We start from the raw sequence: 24,511 nt of genomic DNA, 5'->3' as shown, positions 1-24,511 counted from the left end.
CGGTGGACGGAACAGCACCCTCCTGTGGATGTGACAGCACGGTAGTCCGCGTTCCGGACCCGAATTCGATTCCGGCGTAACGATTCGCCACCTGGTTTCCGCGCGTTCATCCGGACGTCGTTTCCGATTCCGGAATAGGCATGGAAGCGGCCCCGGAACAGGGTCAGCGGGTTACCGCCCGCTTCAGGCTGCGCGCCTTGCGCGCGACCCGCCGTACGGTCGCGTTACGCGGCAGGAACGACAGCTGGGAGGGCACCCCGCCGGGCAGCGCCAGCGAGGTGAGGCGCCGCTTCTTGAAATACCGCCGGGTGTGCGGATTCAGATGCCGCGCCAGGTAACGCTCGGCCTCGCCGCGCAGCTCCGGCAGCACCTTGGGCTGCATCGCGTACCCCACGGCCCGCACCAGCTCACCGAGCGCCCCGGCCTGCATCGAGGCGCGCTGCTCGTGCACGGCGGCCCGGTCGGTCAGCTCGGGCAGCAGCGCGTCGACGATGGTGACGGGCACCCGGTTGCTGTTCTCGTACGGCGTCAGCCGCTCCAGCAGCAGCTCGGTGCCGACCCGGGCGACGGGCAGGCCGTACAGCGCGGACGCGGTGAGCAGGCCCGTGGAGAAGCAGCCCACCACCAGCTCCGGCCGCATGCGCTGGTACAGCACCTCCGCCAGCACCGGCGTGTCCAGCACGGTGAGGTCGGCGCCGAGCTTGTCGGCCTCCGCCTCCAGGACGCGCGACCAGCGCGCCGGGGCCGAGGGGTGCGGCTTGAACACCACCCGGGTGTGGCCGAGGTTCACCGCGCCCCGCAGCATGCGCACGTGCAGCTTCTCCTCCTCCTCGGGGGAGAGGATGCCGAGCGCCGACAGGTACTGGCCGAGCAGCACCGCGGGCTCCTCGATCCGCGGCAGCTCGTCCCCGGTGTCGACGAGCTCGGCCAGCACCTTGGTGAAGGCGGCGGTGGGCACGATCTCCGGCTCCACCCCGAACTCGGTGAGCAGCAGGGGCGTGAGCCCGGGTACCAGGTCCAGGTGCAGCAGGCGCTCGACGCGGGTGCCGACCAGCGGGTCGATCTTGTTGCGGGTGGGGCCGTAGCTCATCAGGCCGTCGGCGTAGACCGTGACGGGCGCGTCGGTGAAGATCTGCGCCACGCCGAGAGCCGGGTTGACCTGGATCGACTCGACGGCGAGGGCCACGTCGTCGTCCCCGAGGCCCCAGGCCAGCCGTACGTACCGCTCCCACATCGGGGTGTCGTCCGGGCGCGGCCCCCAACCCCCCGGGTGGAAGGGGAAGATGGTCTCGTTCCACGACACCACGTCGTCGAACCGGCCGCGCAGCGTGTCGAACCCCGGCATCGCGTCCACCGGGATCGACGTCTCCGGCGTCGTGGCGTTGTTGGAGACCAGCAGGATGCGCCGGTCGGCGGCGTCGAAGCAGCCGGAGTCCAGGGCGGCGGCGAGCGTGGCGGTGCCGTACAGCGTCGACGCCAGGAAGATCTGCGTGGTCACGCGGCCACCTCCGTGGCGGGCACCGGACGGCGGCGCAGCCGGCGCAGGCGCGTGGCCCGCTCGGTGTCCATCGAGTCCAGGACCTCCTCCAGGGCGTCCTGCGGCATGCGCCGCAGCGCGGCGGCGCTCATCTGCTTCAGTTTCCGGGCCACGGGAGGCTCGAACCTTTCGATGGATCCAAGGTGGTGGGAGATGATCGCGCAGTACGTGCGCACGGCCTTCGGCAGCAGCCGCACCGCGTCCGGGTCCTCGGCGGTCTCCTTCACGACCTGGTCGAAGGCGCGGATGAAGTCCAGCTGCCGGGCGTCCCCGATCTGCGTCAGCGACGAGGCCACCCCGCGCCGGTAGAACACCCCGAGCAGCCCGGACACCGCGAAGGACTCCGCCTCCCGGTGCAGTCTCCAGATCCACGGCCGGTCCTCGGCGGTGCGCAGCCCGTCGGTGAAGTGCAGCAGCCCGCGGTCGACCAGCCGGCGGTGGTAGACGCCCGCCCAGGCGTAGGCGTAGTCGACGGAGGTGGAGCGGTGGGCGGGCAGGATCGCGTCGCGGGGGCTGAGCACCGTGTTGCGGGGACCGTGCGGGACGCGGTGCACCGAGCGGGCGCGGGCCGTGCACTGCACATGGTCGACCCGGACGAAGTCGCAGCCCAGCTCCTCGATCGTGCCGAGAAGCTTCGGGTAGTAGCCCGGCGCCAGCCAGTCGTCGCCGTCCAGGAACGTCAGGTACTCGCCGCGGGCCCGGTCGATGCCGGTGTTGCGGGCGGTCGCCAGGCCGCCGTTGCGCTCGTGTCGGACCAGCACCGCGCCGGGCAGCTCGCGCTCCGCGCGCGCGAGGAGGTCCGGTGTCCCGTCGGCCGAGCAGTCGTCGACGAGAATGAACTCGAAGTCGTCACGCGCGTTCGCACGCAGACTCCTCAGGGTGTCGGGGGCGTATTGCTGCACGTTGTAGAACGGCACGATGACGGAGAGCTTGACCACGGGGATGACGTTAGGCCGCGGCCCGGCCCGCGTCTTTACCTGCGGTTTGATCACCAGTGAACGCCGCGTGACGATGCGGTGAAGCGAGTGCTTTTCCGGGCGCGCCCGGGCCGGATTCGCCGTCCGGCGGGCTGCTGTTAACCGTTTGTTGCTTTCAGGTTGGGCGGAACCTAGAAATGGCTTCCTAGCGTCGGGGACGTGCCAGAAAGTGCAACTGAGGCCCTGCGAGTGGCAGTTCTCGCGGATTCCGACACCCGCTGGAAATGGGGCGCGCTCACCGCGCACCGCATCGCCCCGGAAAACGCGGGACAAACGGACATCCGTCTGGACGGCTATCTCCTGCGCGGCCGTGCGACCCCCACCGCCCGCCAGCTGAAGGAAGTCGGCGTCCAGGCGGACTCGCTCCGCGAGGTCACCGCCGTCGAGTTCCTGCGGTCCATGGCGCGGGAGTCGTACGACATCCTGGTCCTCGCCCTGGTCGGCGGCGGGGTGCAGGCGATGCTGCACGGCCTCAAGCGGCTCTGGGAGGACCGCACCGACCGTCCCGTCGTCGTCACCGGCTACGTCGGTGTCGTCTACGAGAAGCTCGCCGACGGCCTGCTGCTGCGGCACGGCGCCGACGTGGTGCTCGCCAACTCCCGCCAGGACGCGGAGCGTTTCCGCGCCGTGTACGAGGGAGTGGGCGCGGACGCCTCGGCGGTCACCGAGGTCGCCCTGCCGTTCCTCGGCGGCGCGCCCTACGAAGGCGAACACGACCCGTACACCGTGGTGTTCGCCGCCCAGCCCTCCGTCCCGGACAGCCGCAGGGACCGTACGTACCTGCTCGACCGGCTGGTCCGGCACGCCCGGCTGCACCCCGGCCGCGAGGTGCTGCTCAAGCTGCGCTCCAAGCCGGGCGAACACACCACGCACATCGAGGAACTGCCCTACCAGAAGCTGGCGCAGAAGCGGGACCTGCCGCCCAACCTCCGCCTGGTGTACGGGCACATGGGCGAGGTCCTCGACCGCACCGACCTGCTGGTCACGGTCAGCTCCACGGCCGCGCTGGAGGCGCTGCACCGCCGTATCCCCACCGTCGTCCTCACCGACCTCGGCATCCGGGAAGCCCTCGGCAACCACCACTTCGTCGGCTCCGGCTGCCTGGCCTCCTGGGACCAGCTCGACGCCGGGCACCGGCCGGTGCCCGACGAGGAGTGGGTCTCCCGGCAGGGCGTCGCGGCGGGGGGCTCCCCCGGCGGGGAAGGCTCGTACGCCACCGCCTTCGACGCCGCCCGCGAGCGCATCGCCAAGCTGCTGCACCGGCCCGGCGGCCTGCCGCCGCTGACCCCGTACTACACACCCGGCACCGCGCCCGGCTACCTGCCCGGCATCCTCGCCCGCCACCACCTCGGCCCCGACGGCACGCCGCTGCCCGGCGCCCCGGCCGCCGACAAGGACCCCGGACCGGTCCGGCAGATCGTGCGCCGGGCGGCGCGCGGCGCCTACCGGCACGGCGTGCAGCGCGTGGCGCCCGTCATCCGGCGGATGGGCGAGCTGTGAGCGCCGCCGCCCCCCTCACCGCCCAAGGAGCAGATCCCATGTCCCACCCGCAAGCGGGCCACGGCGCGACGGTGCGCCGGGTGCTCGCGGTGATCCCCGCGCGCGGCGGCTCCAAGGGGGTGCCCGCGAAGAACCTCGCGTCCGTCGGGGGAGTGCCCCTGGTGGCCCGCGCGGTGCGTGAGTGCCGCGCGGCCCGGCTGGTGACCGACGTCGTGGTCTCCACCGACGACCAGGCCATCGCCGCCGCCGCCCGGGAGGCCGGCGCCGAGGTCGTACTGCGCCCCGCCGCCATCGCCGGCGACACCGCCACCTCCGAGGCGGCCGTGCTGCACGCCCTGGACGCCCACGAGGCGCGGCACGGCACGCCCGTGGACGTGGTGCTGCTCGTGCAGTGCACCAGCCCGTTCCTGGTCCGCGAGGACGTGGACGCGGTCGTCGCCGCCGTCGTCGAGGGCGGCGCCGACACCGCGCTCACCGTGGCCCCCTTCCACGGCTTCGTGTGGCGCGACGCCGACGACGAGGCCGTCGAGGCCGGGGCCGGCACCCGCCCCGGGGGCGGCTACGGCGTCAACCACGACAAGTCCTTCCGCCCGCGCCGCCAGGACCGCCCCCAGGACTACCTGGAGACCGGCGCCGCCTACGCGATGGACGCGCCCGGCTTCCGCACGCACCGGCACCGCTTCTTCGGCCGTACGGAACTCGTGCGCACCGACCCCGCGCGGGTGCTGGAGGTCGACGACCCGCACGACCTCGCGCGGGCCCGGGCCCTCGCGCCCCTCCTCGACGCGGACCGGCCCGGTTCGCTGCCGACCGCCGACGACATCGACGCGGTCGTACTGGACTTCGACGGCACCCAGACCGACGACCGGGTGCTGATCGACGCCGATGGACGGGAGCTGGTCTCCGTGCACCGCGGAGACGGCCTCGGCATCGCGGCCCTGCGCAAGAGCGGCCTGAAGATGCTGATCCTGTCCACGGAAGTGAACCCGGTCGTCGCCGCCCGGGCCCGGAAGCTCCAGCTCCCGGTGCTGCACGGCATCGACCGGAAAGACCTCGCGCTGAAGCAGTGGTGCGAGGAGCAGGGCATCGCGCCGGAGCGCGTGCTCTACGTCGGCAACGACGTCAACGACCTCCCGTGCTTCGCCCTCGTCGGCTGGCCCGTGGCGGTCGCGAGCGCCCACGACGTCGTACGCGGCGCCGCACGCGCGGTCACCACCCTCCCCGGTGGCGACGGCGCGATCCGGGAGATCGCCGGCTGGATTCTCGGACCCTCGCTCGACTCTCTCGACCCCCTCACCACGTAAGGAACCTCCTGCCATGAGCACCAACTCCCGCATCCGTCAGCTCGGTACCCGCGAGGTCGGCCCCGGCCGCCCCGTCTACGTCACCGGCGAGATCGGTATCAACCACAACGGCGACATTGAGAACGCCTTCAAGCTGATCGACGCCGCCGCCGAGGCCGGCTGCGACGCGGTCAAGTTCCAGAAGCGCACGCCGGAGATCTGCACCCCGCGCGACCAGTGGGACATCGAGCGCGACACCCCCTGGGGCCGGATGACGTACATCGACTACCGCCACCGCGTGGAGTTCGGTGAGGAGGAGTACCGCCAGATCGACGCCTACTGCAAGAAGAAGGGCATCGACTGGTTCGCCTCCCCGTGGGACACCGAGGCCGTCGCCTTCCTGGAGAAGTTCGACGTCCCCGCCCACAAGGTGGCCTCCGCGTCCCTGACCGACGACGAGCTGCTGCGCGCCCTGCGCGCCACCGGCCGCACGATCATCCTGTCGACCGGCATGTCCACCCCGAAGCAGATCCGTCACGCCGTCGAGGTCCTGGGCAGCGAGAACATCCTGCTCTGCCACGCCACCTCCACCTACCCGGCCAAGGCCGAGGAGCTGAACCTCCGCGTGATCAACACGCTGGAGAAGGAGTACCCGAACGTCCCGATCGGCTACTCCGGCCACGAGACCGGCCTGCAGACCACCCTGGCCGCCGTCGCCCTCGGCGCCGTCTTCGTCGAGCGGCACATCACCCTCGACCGCGCCATGTGGGGCTCCGACCAGGCCGCCTCCGTCGAGCCGCAGGGCCTCACGCGCCTGGTGCGCGACATCCGCACCATCGAGGCGTCCCTCGGCGACGGCGTGAAGAAGGTCTACGAGTCCGAGCTCGGCCCGATGAAGAAGCTGCGCCGCGTCACCGGCGTGGTCGCCGAGGCGGAGATCGCCGCGGCGGCGGGCGAGCCGGTGACCGTCTGACCCACCCCACCCCTCACAGCCCCTTAGGACGGGACGGTCGTACGCCGATGAGCCCCCGCGCCGGGAAGGCCGGCCCCCACACTCTCGCCTTCGTCGAGAGCCCGGTACAGCTGCTGAACGTGCTGGAGTGGGCGCACGCGCACACACCCGGGGCGGAGCTCACCCTCGTGGTGCTCTCCCCGGTCGACCCGATGACGCGCGGCCAGCTGCGGCGCATGTCCGAGCTGGCCCGCGACGAGGGGTACGAGGTCCGCTGGGAGGAGGCGCGGGGCGGTCCGGCGGCGCCGTTCCACACCATCGGCTCCCTGGCGGGCCTGCTGCGCCGCGCGCGCCGGGTGGTCCTAGGGGACCCCTTCTCTCGCTATGTGCAGCTGCTGCTGACCATCACACGCGCCCGCGACCTGATCGTCGTCGACGACGGTACGGCGACGATGGAGTTCGTCGGCCAGCTGGCCCGGGGCGAGCGCCTGGTGCGCTGGCACCGCAAGGGCGGCCGTCCGGGCCCGCGCGACCTGCTCTTCGCGCCGGTGTCGTCCTCGGCCCGGCGCCGCCTGACGCCCGGCGGGCGGCGCCGGGTGGAGATCTTCTCCGCCATGCCGATGCAGGACACGCCCGAGGGCGTCACGGTGTCCGCCCACACCTTCGCCTGGACCCGTGCCCGCTTCGGCCCGCCCCGCATCACCAAGGGCGCCGACATGGTCGGCACCTCCCTGGTGGAGACCGGCGTGGTGGACGGCGACCGCTACCTGGAGGCCGTCCGCGCCCTGGCCAGGGCCCACGGCGCGACCCGCTACTTCGCCCACCGCCGCGAGAGCGCCGGGAAACTGCACCGCCTCGCCGTCGAGACCGGCCTGGAGATCGTCCGCCCCGAGCTCCCGCTGGAACTGGTCGCCCGCCGCGGCCCGATCGGCCGTACGATCCTCAGTTTCCCCTCGACGGTGGTCCACACCCTGCCCCTGGCCCTGTCCGGCACGGACGTACGGGTCGCGGTCTGCGACATCGACCCCGGGTGGCTCACCGAGACGGCCTCACCCCGGGCCCAGGGCTTCCTGTCCGGGGTGACCGGCACGGCCCGGGACGTCTACCGGCTCTCGGCGGTGACGGCGGCGGCAGCGGGGGGCGCGGCGGCGCCGGCGGTCCGCTGACGCCGAGCGGCCGTTTCCGTACGGCCCCGCGGCCCCCTCGGCGTCCGCCGGGCGACGGGCGGGAGGCGCCGGCCGCCGTTCACCTCACCGCGGCCTGCGCGCCAGCAGGAACGCCCGCGGCCGGGCCTCGTCGTCGTCCGGCTCCCGCACGACACGGGCCCGCAATTCGAGCCCCGCCCCGGCCAGGTGGCCCGCCACGGCCTCGGGCGTGTGCCAGTGGTAGTCGAGCCAGACCGCCTGTCCGAACCGCTCGGTGAGGCGGAGACGGCCCTCCTCCTCCCCGGACTGGAAGGCGAGCAGCACCGGGCCGCCAGGGAGCAGGGCGCGGTGGAACGCCGTGAAGACCGCGGCCAGCCGGTCGTCCGGGACGTGGATGATCGAGTACAGGGCGACGATGCCGCCGAGCGTCCCGTCCGGCTCGTCCAGGGACGTCATCGAACCGACCCGGAACCGCAGCCCGGGGTGGGCCCGCCGGGCCAGGTCCACCATGCGCGGGGAGACGTCGACCCCGAACACCGGCAGTCCCAGGCCGTGCAGCCGCGCGGTCACATGACCGGGCCCGCTGCCGACGTCGGCGACGGGAGCCGTCGCACCGGTCCCGCCGGCCAGCTCGGCGAAGGCGGTGAGCAGAGCACAGTCGAGCGGGCGGCCGGCGAGGCTGTCGGGGTGGCGCTCGGCGTACGCCTCGGCGATGGCGTCGTACGAGGTCCGGGTCGCGTCGACGAAGTCCGGGCGGTCGGTGGGCACGGCCCGCACCCTATCGGGAGCATCCCGAACAGAGGCGCCGACGAAGCCCCCGGCAACCGTCCGCCAGATGAACCGGTGAGCATTCCCCGCGCGGCGCGTGGTATGCGTGGAGAAGGAGAGGGGACCGGGTGAGGTGGCCCGGTGTGGCCGATCTCACACGCCGTGGAGGCGGCCACCTGCTCGGCCGTAAAAGCGGGCGAGTTTACCCATCTCGCTCGACTGGTATGCGTCAGGCGATCAGATTTTCTTCCCCTGAGGGACTGAAATTCTGTTGATCGCCGGTCAGGTGACCACCCTGGCGCCCTACCCTTCAGAGGGTGAAGCAATTGATGTCACTGGAGTCCGAGGTCGAACTGCCCGAGGGAGCCGTGCTTCCCGGCGCGCTTCCCGACGCGCTGCGCGCCGAGCTCATCGCGTTCCGCCGCGACCTGCACATGCACCCGGAGCTCGGCAACCAGGAGTTCCGCACGACAGCCGCGATCAAGGAACGCCTGGAGCGGGCCGGCCTGAAGCCGCGGGTGCTTCCTGTCGGGACCGGCCTCGTCTGTGACATCGGCGTCGACGGTGACCGGGCGGACGGCGAGCCCGCCATGCTCGCCATGCGGGCCGACATCGACGGCCTGCCCATCCCGGACATGAAGACCGACTGCCCCTACCGGTCCACCGTCCCCGACCGCGCCCACGCCTGCGGCCACGACGTGCACACCACCGTCGTCCTGGGCGCCGGCATCGTCCTCGCCGAACTGCACCGGCAGGGCAGGCTGCCCCGCCCCGTACGGCTGATCTTCCAGCCCGCCGAGGAGGTGCTGCCCGGCGGTGCCGCCGACGCCATCCAGTGCGGCGCGCTGGACGGGGTCGGCGCGATCATCGCCGTGCACTGCGACCCGCGGGTGGACGCCGGCAAGATCGGACTGCGGGAGGGCCCCATCACCTCCGCCTGCGACCGGCTGGAAATCGCCCTCGACGGCCCCGGCGGCCACACCGCCCGGCCCCATCTGACGACCGACCTGGTCACCGCCGCCGCCCGCGTCGTCACCGACGTACCCGCCCTGGTCGCCCGGCGCTTCGACAGCCGCAGCGGGCTCGCCGTGACCTGGGGCCGGATCGAGTCGGGCCACGCCCCCAACGTCATCCCGCAGCACGCCGAGCTCTCCGGCACCGTACGGTGCCTGGACCTCAAGGCGTGGCGGCAGGCTCCCGACGTGGTCGTCGCGGCGATCGACGAGATCGCCAACCTGCACCGCGCCAAGTCGGAGATCAACTACGTCCGCGGTGTCCCGCCCGTCGTCAACGAGCCCGGCGTCACCGAACTGCTGCGCGACGCCATGATCGCCCGGCGCGGCGCGGACTCCGTCGAGGGCACCGAGCAGAGCCTCGGCGGCGAGGACTTCTCCTGGTACCTGGAGCACGTGCCCGGCGCGATGGCCCGGCTCGGTGTGCGTACGCCCGGTGAGCGGATCGTGCGCGACCTGCACCAGGGCGACTTCGACGTCGACGAGTCGGCGATCGCCGTGGGCGTGGAACTGTTCACCGCGGCGGCCCTGCTGCACTCCGTCCGCTAGCCGGCACCTCACACGTCCGGCTTCTCTTCCGGACCCTTCCGGTTTCCTCCGGTTGCGCCCCAAGCGGGTGCGGGGCAACGTGGTGCGCGTGCCGATCAGGCATGCGCACCGTGCCCCGACTACACACCTTTCGCTCTCATGGTTCACAAGGACGTAACCGGCCATCGGCACGAATGGATAACGGCCCCGCGGAACCCCGTTCCCAGGAGGGTCTACGCGCGTTAATGTGCGCCGAACCGAGCACCCGTGCGGGGCTTTGGAGAATGGGGAACCTCAGATGCGTCGGATATCCAACCTGACCCGCGTCGCGGTGGGGGTCGCGTCGCTCGCACTCGCCGCGACGGCCTGTGGCGGCACCAGCAGTGAAGACGGTGGCAGCGGCAAGAAGGAGGACCTGGGCCTCGCCATCGCCTACGACGTCGGCGGCAAGGGCGACCAGTCCTTCAACGACGCGGCGTTCGCCGGTCTGGAGAAGGCCAAGAACGAGTTCGGCTACAAGACCGACGACGTCGAGCCCACCGAGGGCGAGACCGACGCCGACAAGGAGCAGCGCCTGGCCTCCCTGGCGCGCCAGGGCTACAACCCCGTCATCGGCATCGGCTTCGCCTACGGCCCGGCGATGAAGGCCGTGGCCGCGAAGTACCCGAAGACCACCTTCGGCATCGTCGACTCCGTGGTCGAGGGCAAGAACGTCGCCTCCCTCGTCTTCGCCGAGCAGGAGGCCTCCTACCTCGCCGGCGTCGCCGCGGCCAAGGCCACCAAGACGGACGTGGTGGGCTTCATCGGCGGTGTGGACGTCCCGCTGATCCACAAGTTCGAGGCCGGCTACAAGCAGGGCGTGCAGGACACCAACCCCAAGGTGAAGGTCCTGTCGCAGTACCTGACCCAGACGGCCGAGGAGGGCGGTTTCTCCAGCCCCGACAAGGGCAAGGCCGCCGCCGAGGGCCAGATCGAGAAGAAGGCCGACGTCCTCTACGCGGCCGCCGGTCTGTCCGGCCAGGGCGTGATCGAGGCCGCCGCCAAGGCCAAGGTCTGGGCGATCGGCGTCGACTCCGACCAGTACAAGCAGGCCGCCCTCGCCAAGTACAAGAACTCCATCCTCACCTCGGCCCTGAAGGACGTCGGCGGCGCGGTCTACGCGCTGGCCAAGTCGGTCCACGACGACAAGCCCCTCAGCGGCGTCCAGACCTTCGACCTGAAGGTCAACGGCGTCGGCCTCGCCGAGAGCAACCCGGAGTACGCCAAGATCTCCGGCCTGAAGGCGGCCGTGGACAAGGCCAAGCAGAGCATCGTCGACGGCTCCATCAAGGTGAAGACCGAGTAGTCGCCTCACCCGGCCACGCCCGGGACGCACCACCCCGACACCCGGAAGCGGGCGGCCCCTACCAGGGCCGCCCGCTTCCGCGCTGTCCGCGGCGCTGCCGTGCCGTCATGGACGTCACCCGCTCTCTGCCAGCGGGTGGGGGGCGAGCCCGTGGTGCCGGCCGGGCCTGGGTGGGTGCTCCTGCGCGGGGGACCGGGGCGCTGTCCCGCGCATGCTGCCGCCGAGCGGGGGCCAAGCCTGCGGTTCGGAGCCCCGGGCGGCGCGCGGCCCTCGAGGCCCCGACATCACCCACCGCCACCCCCCGTTCGCACTCGGCAACGCCCCGGCCAAGGACTCGTGATGCCTTGGCCACGGGCGGATAACAAGGTGGACAGAAGGGGTTTTCAGGCAGGTCTACGCGCGTTAATCTGCGGCGAAGCCAGCGCCGATGCTGAAGCCTGCGGCGCTGCGCGACCCCGGAGAAGTACGGGCACGTCCCCACGCCGCCCGGCACGCACTGTCACCGCACCGGTCAAGGGCCCGAGCAGCTCGGCTACGAGGGCCTTCGTCCAGCACGCCGAGAGCACGCACCGGCTGTGACACCAGCCGCTGCCGCGGCGGGCGCGGGAACGCGACCGCACCTTTCCGGACCCGCTCGTAACCGACTCAGGAGCACCACACATGCGCCGGATTTCCCGGATCACGGTCGCAGGCGCAGCGACCGCCTCCCTGGCCCTCGCTCTCACCGCCTGCGGCGGCACGTCGACCTCCGGGTCGTCGGACTCGAAGGGCGACAAGGGTCTCGCCATCGCGTACGACGTCGGCGGAAAGGGCGACCAGTCCTTCAACGACGCCGCGTTCGCGGGTCTGGAGCAGGCGCAGAAGGAGTTCGGCTACAAGACCGCCGACATCGAGCCCACCGAGGGCGAGACCGACGCCGACAAGCAGCAGCGCCTGGAGTCCCTGGCCCGCCAGGGCTACAACCCGATCATCGGCATCGGCTACTCCTACGCCCCGGCGGTGAAGGCCGCGGCCGCGAAGTTCCCGAAGACCACCTTCGGCATCGTGGACGACGCCACCATCAACGCCAAGAACGTCGCCGACCTGGTCTTCTCCGAGGAACAGGTGTCCTACCTGGCCGGTGTCGCCGCCGCCAAGAGCACCAAGACGAACGTGGTCGGTTTCGTGGGCGGCGTGGACATTCCGCTGATCCACAAGTTCCAGGCCGGTTTCGAGCAGGGCGTCAAGGACACCGACCCCAAGGTCAAGGTCCTCTCGCAGTACCTGACCCAGACGGCCGAGGAGGGCGGTTTCTCCAGCCCCGACAAGGGCAAGACGGCTGCCGAGGGCCAGATCGAGAAGAAGGCCGACGTCGTCTACGCGGCCGCCGGTCTGTCCGGTCAGGGCGTGATCGAGGCCGCCGCCACGCACAAGGTGTGGGCCATCGGTGTGGACTCCGACCAGTACAAGCAGGAAGCGCTCGCCAAGTACAAGGACTCGATCCTCACCTCGGCGATGAAGGGCGTCGCCAAGGCGGTGTACAACCTGGCGAAGTCGGTGAAGGACGGCAAGCCCGAGACCGGTATCGTCAGGGGCGATCTGAAGACGGGCGAGGTGAGCCTGTCGAACTCCAACCCGAAGTTCGCGGCCAACGCCGAGCTCCAGAAAGCCATCGAGACGGCCAAGGAGAAGATCATCAGCGGCGAGATCAAGGTCAAGAGCAGCTGACCCACAGCTCCACCCTGAGCACCGTGTAACCGTGGGGTTGCGCCCGCTCGACGGGGTACGGGGAGCTGCTCCCCGTACCCCGTTGTCGCGGTGCGTCGTCCCCTTTGTATGCCGTAGGGGCGCTACGCGCGTAGACGACCCCCGTCCCCAGGAGAGTGCGCCATCAACGCGTCCAGCAGCCCTCCGGCCGGAGCGGCGGTCAACGGTCAGCAGACCGCCGTCGAACTCGCCGGGATCACCAAGCGCTTCCCCGGTGTCGTGGCCAACCACGACATCCACCTGACCGTCCGCAAGGGCACCGTCCACGCCCTCGTCGGCGAGAACGGCGCCGGCAAGTCGACCCTGATGAAGATCCTCTACGGCATGCAGAAGCCGGACGAGGGCACCATCGCGATCGACGGCGAGAAGGTCAGCCTGTCGTCCCCGGCGGACGCCATCGCCCGCGGCATCGGCATGGTGCACCAGCACTTCATGCTCGCCGACAACCTCACGGTCCTGGAGAACGTGGTGCTCGGCAGCGAGAAGCTGTACGGCATCGGCGCCAAGGCCCGCCGCAAGATCAAGGAGATCTCCGAGCGCTACGGCCTCGGCGTGGAGCCCGACCGCCTGGTCGAGGAGCTCGGCGTCGCCGCCCGCCAGCGCGTGGAGATCCTCAAGGTCCTCTACCGCGGTGCCCGCACCCTCATCCTGGACGAGCCGACCGCGGTGCTGGTGCCGCAGGAGGTCGACGCGCTCTTCGCCAACCTGCGCGAGCTGAAGTCCGAGGGCCTGTCGGTCATCTTCATCTCCCACAAGCTCGGCGAGGTCCTCTCCGTCGCCGACGAGATCACCGTGATCCGCCGCGGCACGACGGTCGGTACGGCCGTCCCCGCCGAGACCACCCCGCGCCAGCTCGCCGAGATGATGGTCGGCAGCGAGCTGCCCACGCCCGAGACGGCCGAGTCCACGGTCACCGACCGCCCGGTCATCACGGTCGACAAGCTCCGCCTGGCCGCCCCCGGCGGCAAGGCCCTGCTGGACGACATCAGCTTCACCATCCACGCGGGCGAGGTCCTCGGCATCGCCGGCGTCGAGGGCAACGGCCAGACCGAACTGGTCGACGCGCTCATCGGCCTGCGGCACCCCGACTCGGGCACCATCACCCTGGCCGAGGAGGAGATCACCGCCTGGCCCACCCGCAAGCGCCGCGAGCAGGGCATCGGCTACATCCCCGAGGACCGCCACCGCCACGGCCTGCTCCTGGAGGCCCCCCTCTGGGAGAACCGTATCCTCGGCCACGTCACCGAGCGGCCCAACGCCAAGGGCGTCTGGCTGGACCCGAAGGCGGCCCAGGAGGACACCCGCCGGATCGTCACGGAGTACGACGTCCGCACGCCCGGCATCGACGTCACCGCCGCCTCCCTGTCCGGCGGCAACCAGCAGAAGCTGATCGTCGGCCGGGAGATGAGCCACAAGCCGCGCTTCCTCATCGCCGCCCACCCCACCCGCGGTGTGGACGTCGGCGCGCAGGCCGCCATCTGGGACCACATCCGCGAGGCCCGCCGCGAGGGCCTGGCCGTGCTGCTGATCTCCGCCGACCTGGACGAGCTGATCGGCCTGTCCGACACGCTCCGCGTGATCTACAACGGCAGGCTGGTCGCCGACGCCGACCCGGCCACCATCACCCCCGAGGAGCTCGGCTCGGCCATGACCGGTGCCGTGACCGGCCACCTCGCGCACGAAGAGACCCCCGAGGAGACCCCCGGGACTTCGGCCCACACCCCCGAGTCCCCGGAAGACGAGGCCCGCTGATGAAGAAGTTCGACAAGGAGCGCCTGCTCCTGGCGGTGGCCGGGCCGGTCATCGCGCTCGCCGTGGCCTTCGTGCTCAGCGCGATCGTGCTGCTCGCGTCGGGCAAGAACCCGGCCGAGCCGTTCGCCATCATGTTTGAGCAGGCGTCGTTCTCCGACATCCAGGTCCTGATCATCAACCAGGCCTCGATGTACTACATCGCCGCGCTCGCGGTGGCCATCGGCTTCCGGATGAACCTGTTCAACATCGGTGTCGACGGCCAGTACCAGCTCGGCGCCATGCTGGCCGCCGTGGTCGGTGCCCACCTGAACCTGCCGGCGTTCCTCCAGGTGCCGTTGCTGCTCCTGACCGCCGTGTGCACCGGCGCGTTCTGGGCCGGCATCGCCGGTGTCCTGAAGGTCACCCGGGGCGTCAGCGAGGTCGTCGCGACGATCATGCTGAACGCCATCGCCACCTCGGTCATCGCCTACCTGTGGCTGCCCAGCGTCTTCGGCGTGAAGGTCGGCAACAACAACACCACCGGCGAGATGCACTCCTCCGGCTGGATCCCCGGCATCGACATGGGCGCCGCCGGCGAGATCTACGGCCTGGTCCTGCTCGCCGTGCTCCTCGGCATCGGCTACTGGGTCGTCCTCAACCGCACCCGCTTCGGCTTCGACCTGCGCGCCTCCGGCGCCTCGGAGACGGCCGCCGCGGCCTCCGGCGTCGACCCCAGGCGCATGGTGCTCACCGCCATGCTCATCTCCGGCGGCATCGCCGGTCTCGCGGGCCTGCCGATCCTGCTCGGCGACACCCACACCTACAGCCTGAACTTCCCCACCGGCATCGGCTTCCTCGGCATCGGCATCGCCCTGCTCGGCCGCAACAGCCCCGTCGGCATCGCCTTCGCCGCGCTGCTGTGGGCCTGGCTCGACAAGGCCTCGCCCGAGCTGGACTTCCACGGCTACGACAAGGAGATCGCGGTCATCATGCAGGGCCTGATCGTGCTCTCGGTCGTCGTCTCCTACGAGGCCGTCCGCGAGTGGGGCCTGCGCCGCCAGCAGCGCCGGGTCGGCGCCGAACTGGCCGCCGGCAACGTCCTGGGCGCCGACACCAACACCACGAAGGAGGTGGCTGGCCGATGACCACCCCGCAGACCTCAGCGACCGACGTCAACCAGCCCACGCTGACGCCCACGGCGCCCACCGGCCGCCGCCTGTCGGTGCAGACCCTGCTGCTGGTCATCGCCGGAGCCCTGGCGCTGACCTCGATCGTCCGCATCATCACCGGGGCCGACGGCATCACCAACGTCAGCCAGATGTCCACCGCCCTCCAGCTCGCCGTCCCGATCGGCCTGGCCGGTCTCGGCGGCCTGTGGGCCGAGCGCGCGGGCGTGGTCAACATCGGCCTCGAGGGCATGATGATCCTCGGCACCTGGTTCGGCGCCTGGGCCGGCTTCCAGTGGGGGCCGTGGACCGGTGTCGTCGTCGGCGTCATCGGCGGCTGCGTCGGCGGGCTGCTGCACGCCCTCGTGACCGTCACCTTCAACGTGAACCACATCGTCTCCGGTGTGGCCATCAACATCCTCGCCCTGGGCGCCACCCGCTACCTCGCCCCGCTGGCCTTCGAGGGCCACCCGGGCGGCTCCGCCAAGCAGTCCCCGGCGGTGGAATCCCTCGGCACCTTCACGATCCCGGGCCTGTCGGACGTCCTGCGCGACCTCAACGCCAAGGGCTGGTTCTTCGTCTCGGACATCGCCGGCCTGCTCGGCGGCCTGGTCACCAACGTCTCCTGGCTGACCCTGATCGCCGTCGCCCTCGTCCCGGGCACCTGGTGGGTCCTGTGGCGCACCGCCTTCGGCCTGCGCCTGCGCTCCTGCGGCGAGAACCCGGTCGCGGCGGAGTCCCTCGGCGTCAACGTCTACAAGTACAAGTACCTCGCCGTGATCATCTCCGGTGGCCTGGCGGGCCTCGGCGGTGTCTTCCTCTCCATCGTCGCCAACCCCTTCTACCTGGAGGGCCAGGTCAGCGGCCGCGGCTTCATCGGCCTCGCCGCGATGATCTTCGGCAACTGGATGCCGGGCGGCCTCGCCCTCGGCGCCGGACTGTTCGGCTACACCGACAGCCTCAACCTGCGCGGCGGCTCGGAGAACGTCCACGCGCTGCTGCTGCTCGGCGCCCTGCTGCTGATCATCGGCGCGGTCTGGCTGGCGATCCGCAAGAAGTTCCTCGGGGCCGTGATCACCCTGGTCGTCGGCGCCCTGGTCTTCGCCTGGTACGCCGGCACCAACGAGGTCCCCAACCAGGTCGTCTCGGCCACGCCGTACGTGGTCACCCTGGTGGTGCTGACCCTGTCCGCGCAGCGGCTGCGCATGCCGAAGGCGGACGGCCTGCCCTACCGGAAGGGACAGGGCAAGTGACCGGCCAGGTCGACTGGGACAAGCTGCGCGAGGCGGCCCGGGACGCGATGTCGCGCGCCTACGCCCCGTACTCCGGCTACCCGGTCGGCGTGGCGGCCCTGGTCGACGACGGCCGCACCGTCACCGGCTGCAACGTCGAGAACGCCTCGTACGGCCTCGGCCTGTGCGCCGAGTGCGGGCTGGTCTCGGAGCTGCAGAACACCGGCGGCGGCCGTCTGACGCACTTCACCTGCGTGGACGGCAACGGCGACATCCTGGTGCCGTGCGGCCGCTGCCGTCAGCTGCTGTACGAGTTCGGCGGCCCGGACCTGCTGCTGGAGACCCCGGCGGGGATCCTGCCGCTGTCGCAGATGCTGCCGCAGGCCTTCGGGCCCGGGCATCTCACCAAGTAACTCCGGTGCGGCCCCTCTGAGCAGCTCAGGGGGGCCGCACCGCTTCTGGACCCTGGAAGGAAACCATGGCCATGGACGCCATCTCCGTCATCCGCACCAAGCGGGACCGCGGTGAGCTCAGCGACGAGCAGATCGACTGGGTCATCGACGCGTACACCCGCGGGGAGGTGGCCGACGAGCAGATGTCGGCCCTCGCGATGGCCATCCTGCTCAACGGCATGAACCGCCGTGAGATCGCCCGCTGGACGGCCGCGATGATCGCCTCCGGCGAGCGCATGGACTTCTCGTCGCTGTCCCGCCCGACCGCCGACAAGCACTCCACGGGCGGTGTCGGCGACAAGATCACCCTGCCGCTGGCCCCGCTGGTCGCGGCCTGCGGCGCGGCCGTGCCCCAGCTGTCCGGCCGCGGCCTCGGCCACACCGGCGGCACCCTCGACAAGCTGGAGTCGATCCCCGGCTGGCGCGCCCTGCTCTCCAACGAGGAGATGCTCTCCGTCCTCGACGGCGTCGGCGCGGTGATCTGCGCGGCGGGCGACGGCCTGGCCCCCGCGGACAAGAAGCTCTACGCCCTGCGGGACGTCACCGGCACGGTCGAGGCCATCCCGCTCATCGCCTCCTCGATCATGTCCAAGAAGATCGCCGAGGGCACGGGCTCCCTGGTGCTGGACGTGAAGGTCGGCGGCGGCGCCTTCATGAAGACGCTGGACGACGCCCGCGAACTGGCCTCCACGATGGTCGGCCTCGGCACCGACCACGGCGTGCGAACGGTCGCGCTCCTGACGGACATGTCCACCCCGCTCGGCCTCACCGCCGGCAACGCCCTGGAGGTCCGCGAGTCGCTGGAGGTCCTGGCGGGCGGCGGCCCCTCGGACGTCGTGGAACTGACCCTCGCCCTGGCCCGCGAGATGCTCGACGCGGCCGGGGTGAAGGACGCCGACCCGGCGAAGGCCCTGGCCGACGGTTCGGCGATGGACGTCTGGCGCCGCATGATCGCGGCCCAGGGCGGCGACCCGGACGCCCCCCTGCCCACCTCCCGCGAACAGCACGTCGTCACGGCCCCCTCCTCCGGTGTCCTCACCCGCCTGGACGCCTACGACATCGGCATCGCCGCCTGGCGCCTGGGCGCGGGCCGGGCCCGCAAGGAGGACCCGGTGCAGGCGGCGGCGGGCGTAGAGATGCACGCCAAGCCGGGCGACACGGTCACCGAGGGCCAGCCGCTGCTGACCCTCCACACGGACACCCCCGAGCGGTTCGCCTACGCCCTGGAGGCGGTGGAGGGCTCCTACGACATCGCCGCCCCGGGCACGGACTTCACACCGTCGCCGGTGGTGCTGGAGCGCATCGCCTGACCTGGGGTTCGTTTCTCTCGGGCGAACGGGATCGGCACCTGCGCCGGTCCCGTTCGGCCTGCTGGGGTTGCCGGGCAGGTCCGGGCCACGCCCCGATGAGTTCCGCCCACCCGCCCGGTCTACCGATCGTGGACGCGATGACACCCCCCGTGCTCGTGCTGGCCGGACCCGTCACCCGGGACGAGGTGAGCGGGCTGGGCGAGCAGGCACGGGCACTGCTGCTCACCAGCGGCGGCGGGGTGCTCGTGTGCGATGTGGGAGGGCTGGGGCCGCCGGGGCTCGGTGCCGTCGACCTGCTGGCCCGTCTGCAGCTGGCCGCCCGCCGGGCCGGGGGCCGGATCCGGCTGCGCGACCCCGCTCCCGCCCTACTGGCCCTGCTCGACCTGGTCGGTCTCTGCTTCGAGGTGGAGGGGCAGCCCGAACAGCGGGAACCAGCGCTTGGTGTCGAGGAAGCAGTGGAACCCGGTGATCCGGCCCGCTGAGATCTCCAGCACCTGCACCGCCCAGGGGGCGAAGCCGCCCGCCTCCGGGTCCGGCTTGTACTGCGCGAAGCCCGGCAGCCCGTTGACCTGCACCGGCACCAGCCGGGAGCCCGCGCAGGGCGCGCCCAGCGTGGTCATGAAGCCGGTGATGTCCCGCACGCCGGTCAGCCACAGGTCGAACGGCGGCATCGTCATGACGGCGTCTTCGTGCAGCAGCGCGGTCAGCGCCGTCATGTCGTAGCCCTCGAACGCCGCGACGTACCGCTCCAGCAGCCGCTGCTGCTCCTCGTCCAGCGGGTCGGAGACAGCCGCGTCGGCGCCCGGCTCCCGCTGCTCGGCCAGGGTCGCCCGGGCCCGCTGGAGCGCGCTGTTGACCGACGCGACCGAGGTGCCCAGCAGTTCGGCGACCTCGCTCGCCTTCCAGGCCAGCACCTCGCGCAGGATCAGCACCGCCCGCTGCTTGGGCGGCAGCTTCTGCAGGGCGGCCATGAAGGCGAGCCGCACGGACTCCTTGGCGACGGCCGCCTCCGCCGGGTCGTCGGTGGTGGGCAGCACGCGGGCGTCGGGCATGGGCTCCAGCCAGGTGTTGTCCGGGCGGGGGGACAGCGCCGCCTGGGCGAGCGGGGTGGACTCGGTCAGGTCCATGGGCCGGGCGCGCTTGTTGCCCGCGCTCAGCATGTCCAGGCAGACGTTCGTCGCGATGCGGTACAGCCACGAGCGCAGGCTGGAACGCCCTTCGAAGGTGGCGTAGCCGCGCCAGGCACGGACCAGCGTGTCCTGCACCGCGTCCTCGGCCTCGAAGGAGGAACCGAGCATGCGGTAGCAGTACCCGGTCAGCTCCACCCGGTGCGCCTCCAGCCTCGCGTCCAGGTCCGTCGTCGTCGCCGTGCCGTCCATCGTGGTCCACCCACCCCTGTGGCGTTTCTGTCGCGCACCGTCGCGCCCAGCACTTCGGAAGCTACCGCAGGCCACTGACAATGGCCCCCCGAGCGGGAAAGGCGCAGGTCACACGAGTTGCCGCACGGACATCAGCAGGTGCTGGTGCGCGGTGGGCGAGCTGTCGCCGGCGACCGCGTGCAGCAGCGCCCGCTGGCCCGCGCCCAGCAGCTCCAGCCGCACCCGGGGCGTGTCGAAGGAGGTCAGCGCGTCGAGCAGATACGCCGGGCTGAAGGCGACCGTCGTCTCCGCGGCGCCGGTGAGCGTGGCGGGCACCGACTGCGCCGCCACGTCGTCCCCGTACCCGGCCCGCACCAGCACCGATCCGTCGGCGGAGAAGTCCAGCCGGACCGGCGAGTTCGCCTCGGCCACCACCGCCACCCGCCGGACCGCCTCCCGCAGCGGCTCGCAGTCGGCCTCGGCGACCGCGGCCCCCGCCATGGCGAAGAGCGTCCCGTACCCCGGCAGCCGCCCGTCCAGCAGCCGCAGCACCGTCCGGGTGCCGCCGCCCTCGAAACCGGCCGACCCGCCGCCCGCCTCCAGCCCGACGCGCAGGTCACCGCCGCGCGCCGACACCCGTGCCACATCGAGCAGCCGCCGCGCCGGCAGCAGCACCTCCACGGCGCCCTCGGCGTCCCCCGTCTCCGGCCGCCACGCCAGCCGCCGGACCGCGTAGCGGTAGCGGTCCGACGCGGACAGCGTCATCTCCGCGCCTTCCAGGCGCAGTTGGACCCCGGTCAGCACCGGCAGGGTGTCGTCGCGCCCCGCAGCCACCGCGACCTGGCCGACAGCGGCCGCGAACGCGGCGGCGTCCACGGTGCCGTACGGGGCGGGCGGCACGGGCAGCGCCGGGTACTCCGCGAGCGGCAGTGTCGACAGGCCGAACCGTGTGCCGTCCGCCTCCACCGTGAACCGCGACGCCTCCAGGCCGCAGCTCACCGGCCCGTCCGGCAGCACCCGGCACACGTCCGCCAGCCGCCGCCCCGGCACCAGCACCCGCCCGTCGGCGCCCACCTCGGCGTCCACCGCGACCCGTACGGCCGCCTCGAAGTCGAACCCTGAGACCGTCAGCCGCCCCTCGGCCGCCTCCAGCAGCAGCCCGCCCAGCACCGGCACCGGTGTCCGCGCGGGCAGCGCGCGGGCCGCCCGCCCCACCGCGTCGGCGAACTCCGTACGGTCGACCCGGAACTCCATGAACAATCCCCCCGCTCGGTCCAGTTGCCGTGCGGACGCTATCGGCACCCACTGACAACCGGCCCCGACCAGGGGGAACGCGCGAGGCGAGAGGTCAGGCGGCCGCCAGGCGCCGCACCCGCGCCGCCCGTGTCCCGAACACCGTGATCGTCACGACGCCCGCCACGGCCAGCAGACCGACTCCGACCGTCCCGGCCCAGCCACCGGCGTGGAAGGCCACCGCGCCGACCGTGCTGCCCACACTGGAGCCGACGTAGTACGCGGACTGGTACAGCGCCGAGGCCTGGGCACGACCCCGCTGCGCCGTCTTGCTGACCGCCGAGGACGCCACCGCGTGCCCGGCGAAGAAGCCCGCCGTGATCAGCACCAGGCCCAGCAGGACCACGACGAGCGACCCCGCGAGGGACAGCAGCAGCCCGGCCGCCGTGGTACCGCCCGCCGCGTACAGCGCGCCGCGCCGGCCCAGGCGCCCGACCAGCCGCCCCGCCGTCGACGCCGACACCGTGCCGACCAGGTAGACGAGGAAGATCGAGCCGACGATGCCCTGCGGCAGGGAGAACGGCGCCCCGGTCAGCCGGTAGCCGATCACCGTGTACACGCCGCCGAACACCGTCATGAACAGCGCGCCGATGGCGTACAGCCGGCACAGCAGCGGGTCGGACAGGTGGCCGCGGACCGTACGGGCGAGGACGCGGGGCCGCAGCGAGCCCGGCCGGAAGTGCCGGGGCGCGGGGAGCAGCAGGCGGAAGGCGACGGCGCACGCCACGGCGATCACGCCGATCGTGCCGACGGCGACCCGCCAGCCCCACTCCTGCGCCACCCACCCGGTGATGACCCGGCCGCTCATCCCGCCGACGCTGTTGCCCGCGACGAACAACCCGATCGCGGTGACCAGCGCCTTCGGGGTGACCTCCTCCGCGAGGTACGCCGTCGCCGAGGCGGGCAGCCCCGCCAGCGCCGCGCCCTGCAGCGCCCGCAGCGCGACCAGCGCGCCCAGCGAGGGGGCGAACGGCACCAGCAGCCCGACGCTCACCGCGACCGCCAGCGAGGCCGTCATGACCGTACGCCGCCCGAACCGCTCCGACAGCGCGCTCATCGGCAGCACGAACACCGCCAGGCCCCCCGTCGCGGCCGCGACGGTCCAGCTCGCGTCGCTCGCCGCCGCCCCGAACTCGCCGGAGATCAGCGGCAGCAGCGCCTGCGTGGAGTACAGCAGCGCGAAGGTCGCGACTCCCGCGAGGAAGAGGGCGAGGCTCATCCGGCGATAGCCGGGACCGCCCGGAGCCATACGGGAGTCGGTGGCGGGAACGGCGGAAGAGGCGGCCACACGGGTGGACGCCCCGGTACTGGCGGGAGACATGCCTCGAACGTACGGACGTGCGCACTGATCCGTCCAATGCATGAAACGGCCATAATCGTTCCCGTGATGCATCGATCCAGTTCACAGGCGCGCCTGTCACCAGGCAGTGACACAGAAGACATGACGACGGTGCTGGCCCCACGCCTCGCGTACTTCGCCGGCGTGGCCCGCACCGAGCACGTCACGCGCGCCGCGCAGGAGATGAACGTCCCGCAGTCCACCCTCTCGCGCGCCATGGTCCGCCTGGAGCAGGACCTGGGCGTCGACCTGTTCGCCCGCCACGGCCGTACGGTCTCCCTCACCCCCGCCGGGCGCACCTTCCTGGCCTCCGTCGAACGCGCCCTGGCCGAGATCGGGCGGGCCGCCGAGGAGGTGCGCGCCGACGCCGACCCGGCCACCGGCAAGGTCGCCTTCGGCTTCCTGCACACCCTGGGCGCCGAGACCGTCCCCGGCCTGCTGCAGGCCTTCCGCGCCGACCACCCCCGGGTCCGCTTCAGCCTGGTCCAGAACTACGGCGAGGCCATGCTCGAACGCCTGCGCGCGGGCGAACTCGACCTGTGCCTGACCTCCCCGGTCCCGGACGCCCCCGACCTGGTGGCCCGCCGCCTCGACGAACAGAAACTCCGCCTCGTCGTCCCGGCCGACCACCGCCTCGCCACGCGCCGCCGCATCCGCCTGGCCGAGGCCGCCGACGAAACCTTCGTCACCCTCGAACCGGGCTACGGCATGCGCCGCATCACCGACGACCTCTGCCAGGAGGCCGGCTTCAAGCCCCGTATCGCCTTCGAGGGCGAGGAGGCCGAGACGCTGCGCGGCCTGGTGGCAGCGGGCCTCGGGGTGGCCCTCCTGCCTCCACCCGCCGTGCCCCGGCCGGGCGTGGTGGAACTCACGGTCACAGCGCCCCGAGCGGTACGGGAGATCGGCGTGGCCTGGCTGGCGGGCCGCCCGGACACGCCCCCCGTGGCGGCCTTCAAGAAGTTCCTGCTCTCGAAACGGGGCAGCTTGCTCCCGGCCTGACGGCGGCGGCCCCAGGGGCGCGGCGCCGCGCGCGCTCCCCGCGACACCGGCCCCGACGGCGCTACCGCCGCCAGGAAGACCCGAACCCCGCGGCCAGCGGCATCCGCAACCCCAAAGGCGGCGGCGCGGCGAACGCGTCCCGCACCGGCCGCGAGAACGCCCGTCCGAACAGCACCCCCATCACGAAGTCCTCGGCGAGCGCGAGCACTTCGTCCCGGTACTGGTGCAAGGCGTGCCCGTCGGTGTGGACTTCGAACCGGCACACCTCCCGGTTCGCCTTCTTCGCCCGGGCGGCCAGCCGGAACGACAGCTCCGGATCGCTCCGTTCGTCGTTCGTGCCGTGCACGATCAGCACCTGCCGCCCGGTGAGCTGCTTCACCGGTTCGGGGGAGGCGGCCACGTCGTCGGCGGGCAGCCAGGGGGCCAGCGCCAGCACGGAGTTGACGGCCTCGTGCCCGCCCGCGCGCAGCGCGGCCCGGCCGCCCATGCCGACGCCGGCCAGGCACACCGGCACATCGCCGTAGCGCCGTACGACCTCGTCGGCCGCCCAGGCGGCGTCCCCGGCCAGGTTCGCCTCGCTGCCGTTCCAGCCGCGGCAGCGGTAGTGCACGACGTGGACGGCGAGTCCCTCATCCCGGCCCGCGCGGGCCAGCCGGCGTCCCAGCGCGCGGACGGACGCGGCCGCCCACATCGGGGACGGTCTGCGGCTGGAGACCTGCTCGCCGCTCGGGAGCAGCAGTACCGCCCCGCTCACCGCCGTCGGCTCCGGGCCGAGCGTCCTCCCCAGCCGGGCGCTGCGAACCGGCGTCGCTTCCTGTGCCATGACAGAACAGTGTC

General features: G+C 72.1%; 21 protein-coding genes. 14 read left to right on the top strand and 7 right to left on the bottom strand.

Annotation, left to right across the window (positions count from 1 at the left end):
* Window positions 1-163: 163 nt before the first annotated feature.
* Both AB0K80_RS06720 and AB0K80_RS06715 read right to left on the bottom strand, forming a co-directional pair.
* Window positions 164-1,498, bottom strand: a complete 1,335-nt coding sequence (locus AB0K80_RS06720; protein ID WP_365666506.1) for a polysialyltransferase family glycosyltransferase — start codon at window positions 1,496-1,498, stop codon at window positions 164-166.
* On the bottom strand, window positions 1,495-2,475 hold the full coding sequence (locus AB0K80_RS06715) for a glycosyltransferase family 2 protein (protein ID WP_365666504.1): 981 nt from the start codon (window positions 2,473-2,475) through the stop codon (window positions 1,495-1,497). Before AB0K80_RS06715 ends, AB0K80_RS06720 begins: the two co-directional genes overlap by 4 nt.
* A gap of 198 nt (window positions 2,476-2,673) precedes the next feature.
* On the opposite strand from AB0K80_RS06715, the gene AB0K80_RS06710 reads away from it, so the two are divergent.
* From AB0K80_RS06710 to AB0K80_RS06695, 4 genes are read left to right on the top strand one after another with little or no spacing between them, the layout of a single operon-like run.
* The gene (locus tag AB0K80_RS06710; protein ID WP_365666502.1) at window positions 2,674-4,014 is read left to right on the top strand and encodes a DUF6716 putative glycosyltransferase; all 1,341 of its coding nucleotides are present in this window, start codon (window positions 2,674-2,676) and stop codon (window positions 4,012-4,014) included.
* 38 nt (window positions 4,015-4,052) lie between these two features.
* The gene (locus tag AB0K80_RS06705) at window positions 4,053-5,318 is read left to right on the top strand and encodes an N-acylneuraminate cytidylyltransferase (protein ID WP_365666500.1); all 1,266 of its coding nucleotides are present in this window, start codon (window positions 4,053-4,055) and stop codon (window positions 5,316-5,318) included.
* Window positions 5,319-5,331: 13 nt separating this feature from the next.
* The gene (locus AB0K80_RS06700) at window positions 5,332-6,270 is read left to right on the top strand and encodes an N-acetylneuraminate synthase family protein (RefSeq protein ID WP_365666498.1); all 939 of its coding nucleotides are present in this window, start codon (window positions 5,332-5,334) and stop codon (window positions 6,268-6,270) included.
* A 47-nt stretch (window positions 6,271-6,317) separates the two neighbouring features.
* Window positions 6,318-7,415 (top strand): hypothetical protein, encoded by a 1,098-nt coding sequence (locus tag AB0K80_RS06695; protein ID WP_365666496.1) that lies wholly within the window; start codon window positions 6,318-6,320, stop codon window positions 7,413-7,415.
* An 84-nt stretch (window positions 7,416-7,499) separates the two neighbouring features.
* Here the strand turns inward: AB0K80_RS06695 and AB0K80_RS06690 are convergent, their stop codons facing one another.
* Complete coding sequence (locus tag AB0K80_RS06690) at window positions 7,500-8,162, bottom strand: class I SAM-dependent methyltransferase (RefSeq protein ID WP_365666494.1); 663 nt, start codon at window positions 8,160-8,162, stop codon at window positions 7,500-7,502.
* Window positions 8,163-8,491: 329 nt separating this feature from the next.
* Between AB0K80_RS06690 and AB0K80_RS06685 the strand changes: the two genes are divergently transcribed.
* The 9 genes from AB0K80_RS06685 to AB0K80_RS06645 all read left to right on the top strand — a co-directional run bounded on the left by AB0K80_RS06685 (window position 8,492) and on the right by AB0K80_RS06645 (window position 19,167).
* Window positions 8,492-9,724 carry a M20 family metallopeptidase gene (locus tag AB0K80_RS06685; protein ID WP_365666624.1) on the top strand — a complete coding sequence of 411 codons (1,233 nt, stop codon included), beginning with the start codon at window positions 8,492-8,494 and terminating at the stop codon, window positions 9,722-9,724.
* A gap of 277 nt (window positions 9,725-10,001) precedes the next feature.
* Complete coding sequence (locus tag AB0K80_RS06680; protein ID WP_365666492.1) at window positions 10,002-11,048, top strand: BMP family ABC transporter substrate-binding protein; 1,047 nt, start codon at window positions 10,002-10,004, stop codon at window positions 11,046-11,048.
* Window positions 11,049-11,708: 660 nt separating this feature from the next.
* Entirely contained in the window at window positions 11,709-12,755 is a 1,047-nt protein-coding gene (locus tag AB0K80_RS06675; protein ID WP_365666490.1) for a BMP family ABC transporter substrate-binding protein, read from the top strand.
* A gap of 162 nt (window positions 12,756-12,917) precedes the next feature.
* Window positions 12,918-14,546, top strand: a complete 1,629-nt coding sequence (locus AB0K80_RS06670; RefSeq protein WP_365666621.1) for an ABC transporter ATP-binding protein — start codon at window positions 12,918-12,920, stop codon at window positions 14,544-14,546.
* Entirely contained in the window at window positions 14,546-15,670 is a 1,125-nt protein-coding gene (locus AB0K80_RS06665) for an ABC transporter permease (RefSeq protein ID WP_365666488.1), read from the top strand. Before AB0K80_RS06670 ends, AB0K80_RS06665 begins: the two co-directional genes overlap by 1 nt.
* Window positions 15,667-16,944, top strand: a complete 1,278-nt coding sequence (locus AB0K80_RS06660; RefSeq protein WP_365666486.1) for an ABC transporter permease — start codon at window positions 15,667-15,669, stop codon at window positions 16,942-16,944. Before AB0K80_RS06665 ends, AB0K80_RS06660 begins: the two co-directional genes overlap by 4 nt.
* Window positions 16,941-17,336 carry a cytidine deaminase gene (locus tag AB0K80_RS06655; RefSeq protein ID WP_365666484.1) on the top strand — a complete coding sequence of 132 codons (396 nt, stop codon included), beginning with the start codon at window positions 16,941-16,943 and terminating at the stop codon, window positions 17,334-17,336. The genes AB0K80_RS06660 and AB0K80_RS06655 overlap by 4 nt, the downstream gene beginning before the upstream one ends.
* A gap of 65 nt (window positions 17,337-17,401) precedes the next feature.
* Complete coding sequence (locus AB0K80_RS06650; RefSeq protein ID WP_365666482.1) at window positions 17,402-18,685, top strand: thymidine phosphorylase; 1,284 nt, start codon at window positions 17,402-17,404, stop codon at window positions 18,683-18,685.
* Window positions 18,686-18,780: 95 nt separating this feature from the next.
* Complete coding sequence (locus AB0K80_RS06645) at window positions 18,781-19,167, top strand: STAS domain-containing protein (RefSeq protein ID WP_365666480.1); 387 nt, start codon at window positions 18,781-18,783, stop codon at window positions 19,165-19,167.
* Here the strand turns inward: AB0K80_RS06645 and AB0K80_RS06640 are convergent.
* The 3 genes from AB0K80_RS06640 to AB0K80_RS06630 all read right to left on the bottom strand — a co-directional run bounded on the left by AB0K80_RS06640 (window position 19,051) and on the right by AB0K80_RS06630 (window position 22,657).
* Window positions 19,051-20,064: a sigma-70 family RNA polymerase sigma factor gene (locus AB0K80_RS06640; protein WP_365666478.1), complete on the bottom strand. Its 1,014-nt coding sequence runs from the start codon at window positions 20,062-20,064 to the stop codon at window positions 19,051-19,053. The genes AB0K80_RS06645 and AB0K80_RS06640 overlap by 117 nt on opposite strands.
* A gap of 108 nt (window positions 20,065-20,172) precedes the next feature.
* Window positions 20,173-21,297: a DNA polymerase III subunit beta gene (gene dnaN / locus AB0K80_RS06635; RefSeq protein WP_365666476.1), complete on the bottom strand. Its 1,125-nt coding sequence runs from the start codon at window positions 21,295-21,297 to the stop codon at window positions 20,173-20,175.
* A 94-nt stretch (window positions 21,298-21,391) separates the two neighbouring features.
* Window positions 21,392-22,657: an MFS transporter gene (locus AB0K80_RS06630; protein WP_365666474.1), complete on the bottom strand. Its 1,266-nt coding sequence runs from the start codon at window positions 22,655-22,657 to the stop codon at window positions 21,392-21,394.
* A gap of 63 nt (window positions 22,658-22,720) precedes the next feature.
* Here AB0K80_RS06630 and AB0K80_RS06625 point away from each other — a divergent pair, with 63 nt between their 5' ends.
* On the top strand, window positions 22,721-23,674 hold the full coding sequence (locus AB0K80_RS06625; protein WP_365666472.1) for a LysR substrate-binding domain-containing protein: 954 nt from the start codon (window positions 22,721-22,723) through the stop codon (window positions 23,672-23,674).
* A gap of 61 nt (window positions 23,675-23,735) precedes the next feature.
* Here the strand turns inward: AB0K80_RS06625 and AB0K80_RS06620 are convergent, their stop codons facing one another.
* Window positions 23,736-24,497, bottom strand: a complete 762-nt coding sequence (locus AB0K80_RS06620) for an alpha/beta hydrolase (RefSeq protein WP_365666471.1) — start codon at window positions 24,495-24,497, stop codon at window positions 23,736-23,738.
* Between the last annotated feature and the right edge of the window lie 14 nt (window positions 24,498-24,511).

It is taken from the genome of Streptomyces sp. NPDC052682 (assembly GCF_040678435.1).
GTDB lineage: Bacteria > Actinomycetota > Actinomycetes > Streptomycetales > Streptomycetaceae > Streptomyces.
Note: the sequence above shows the minus strand (reverse complement) of the source record. Positions and strands in the feature narration are given on the sequence as shown.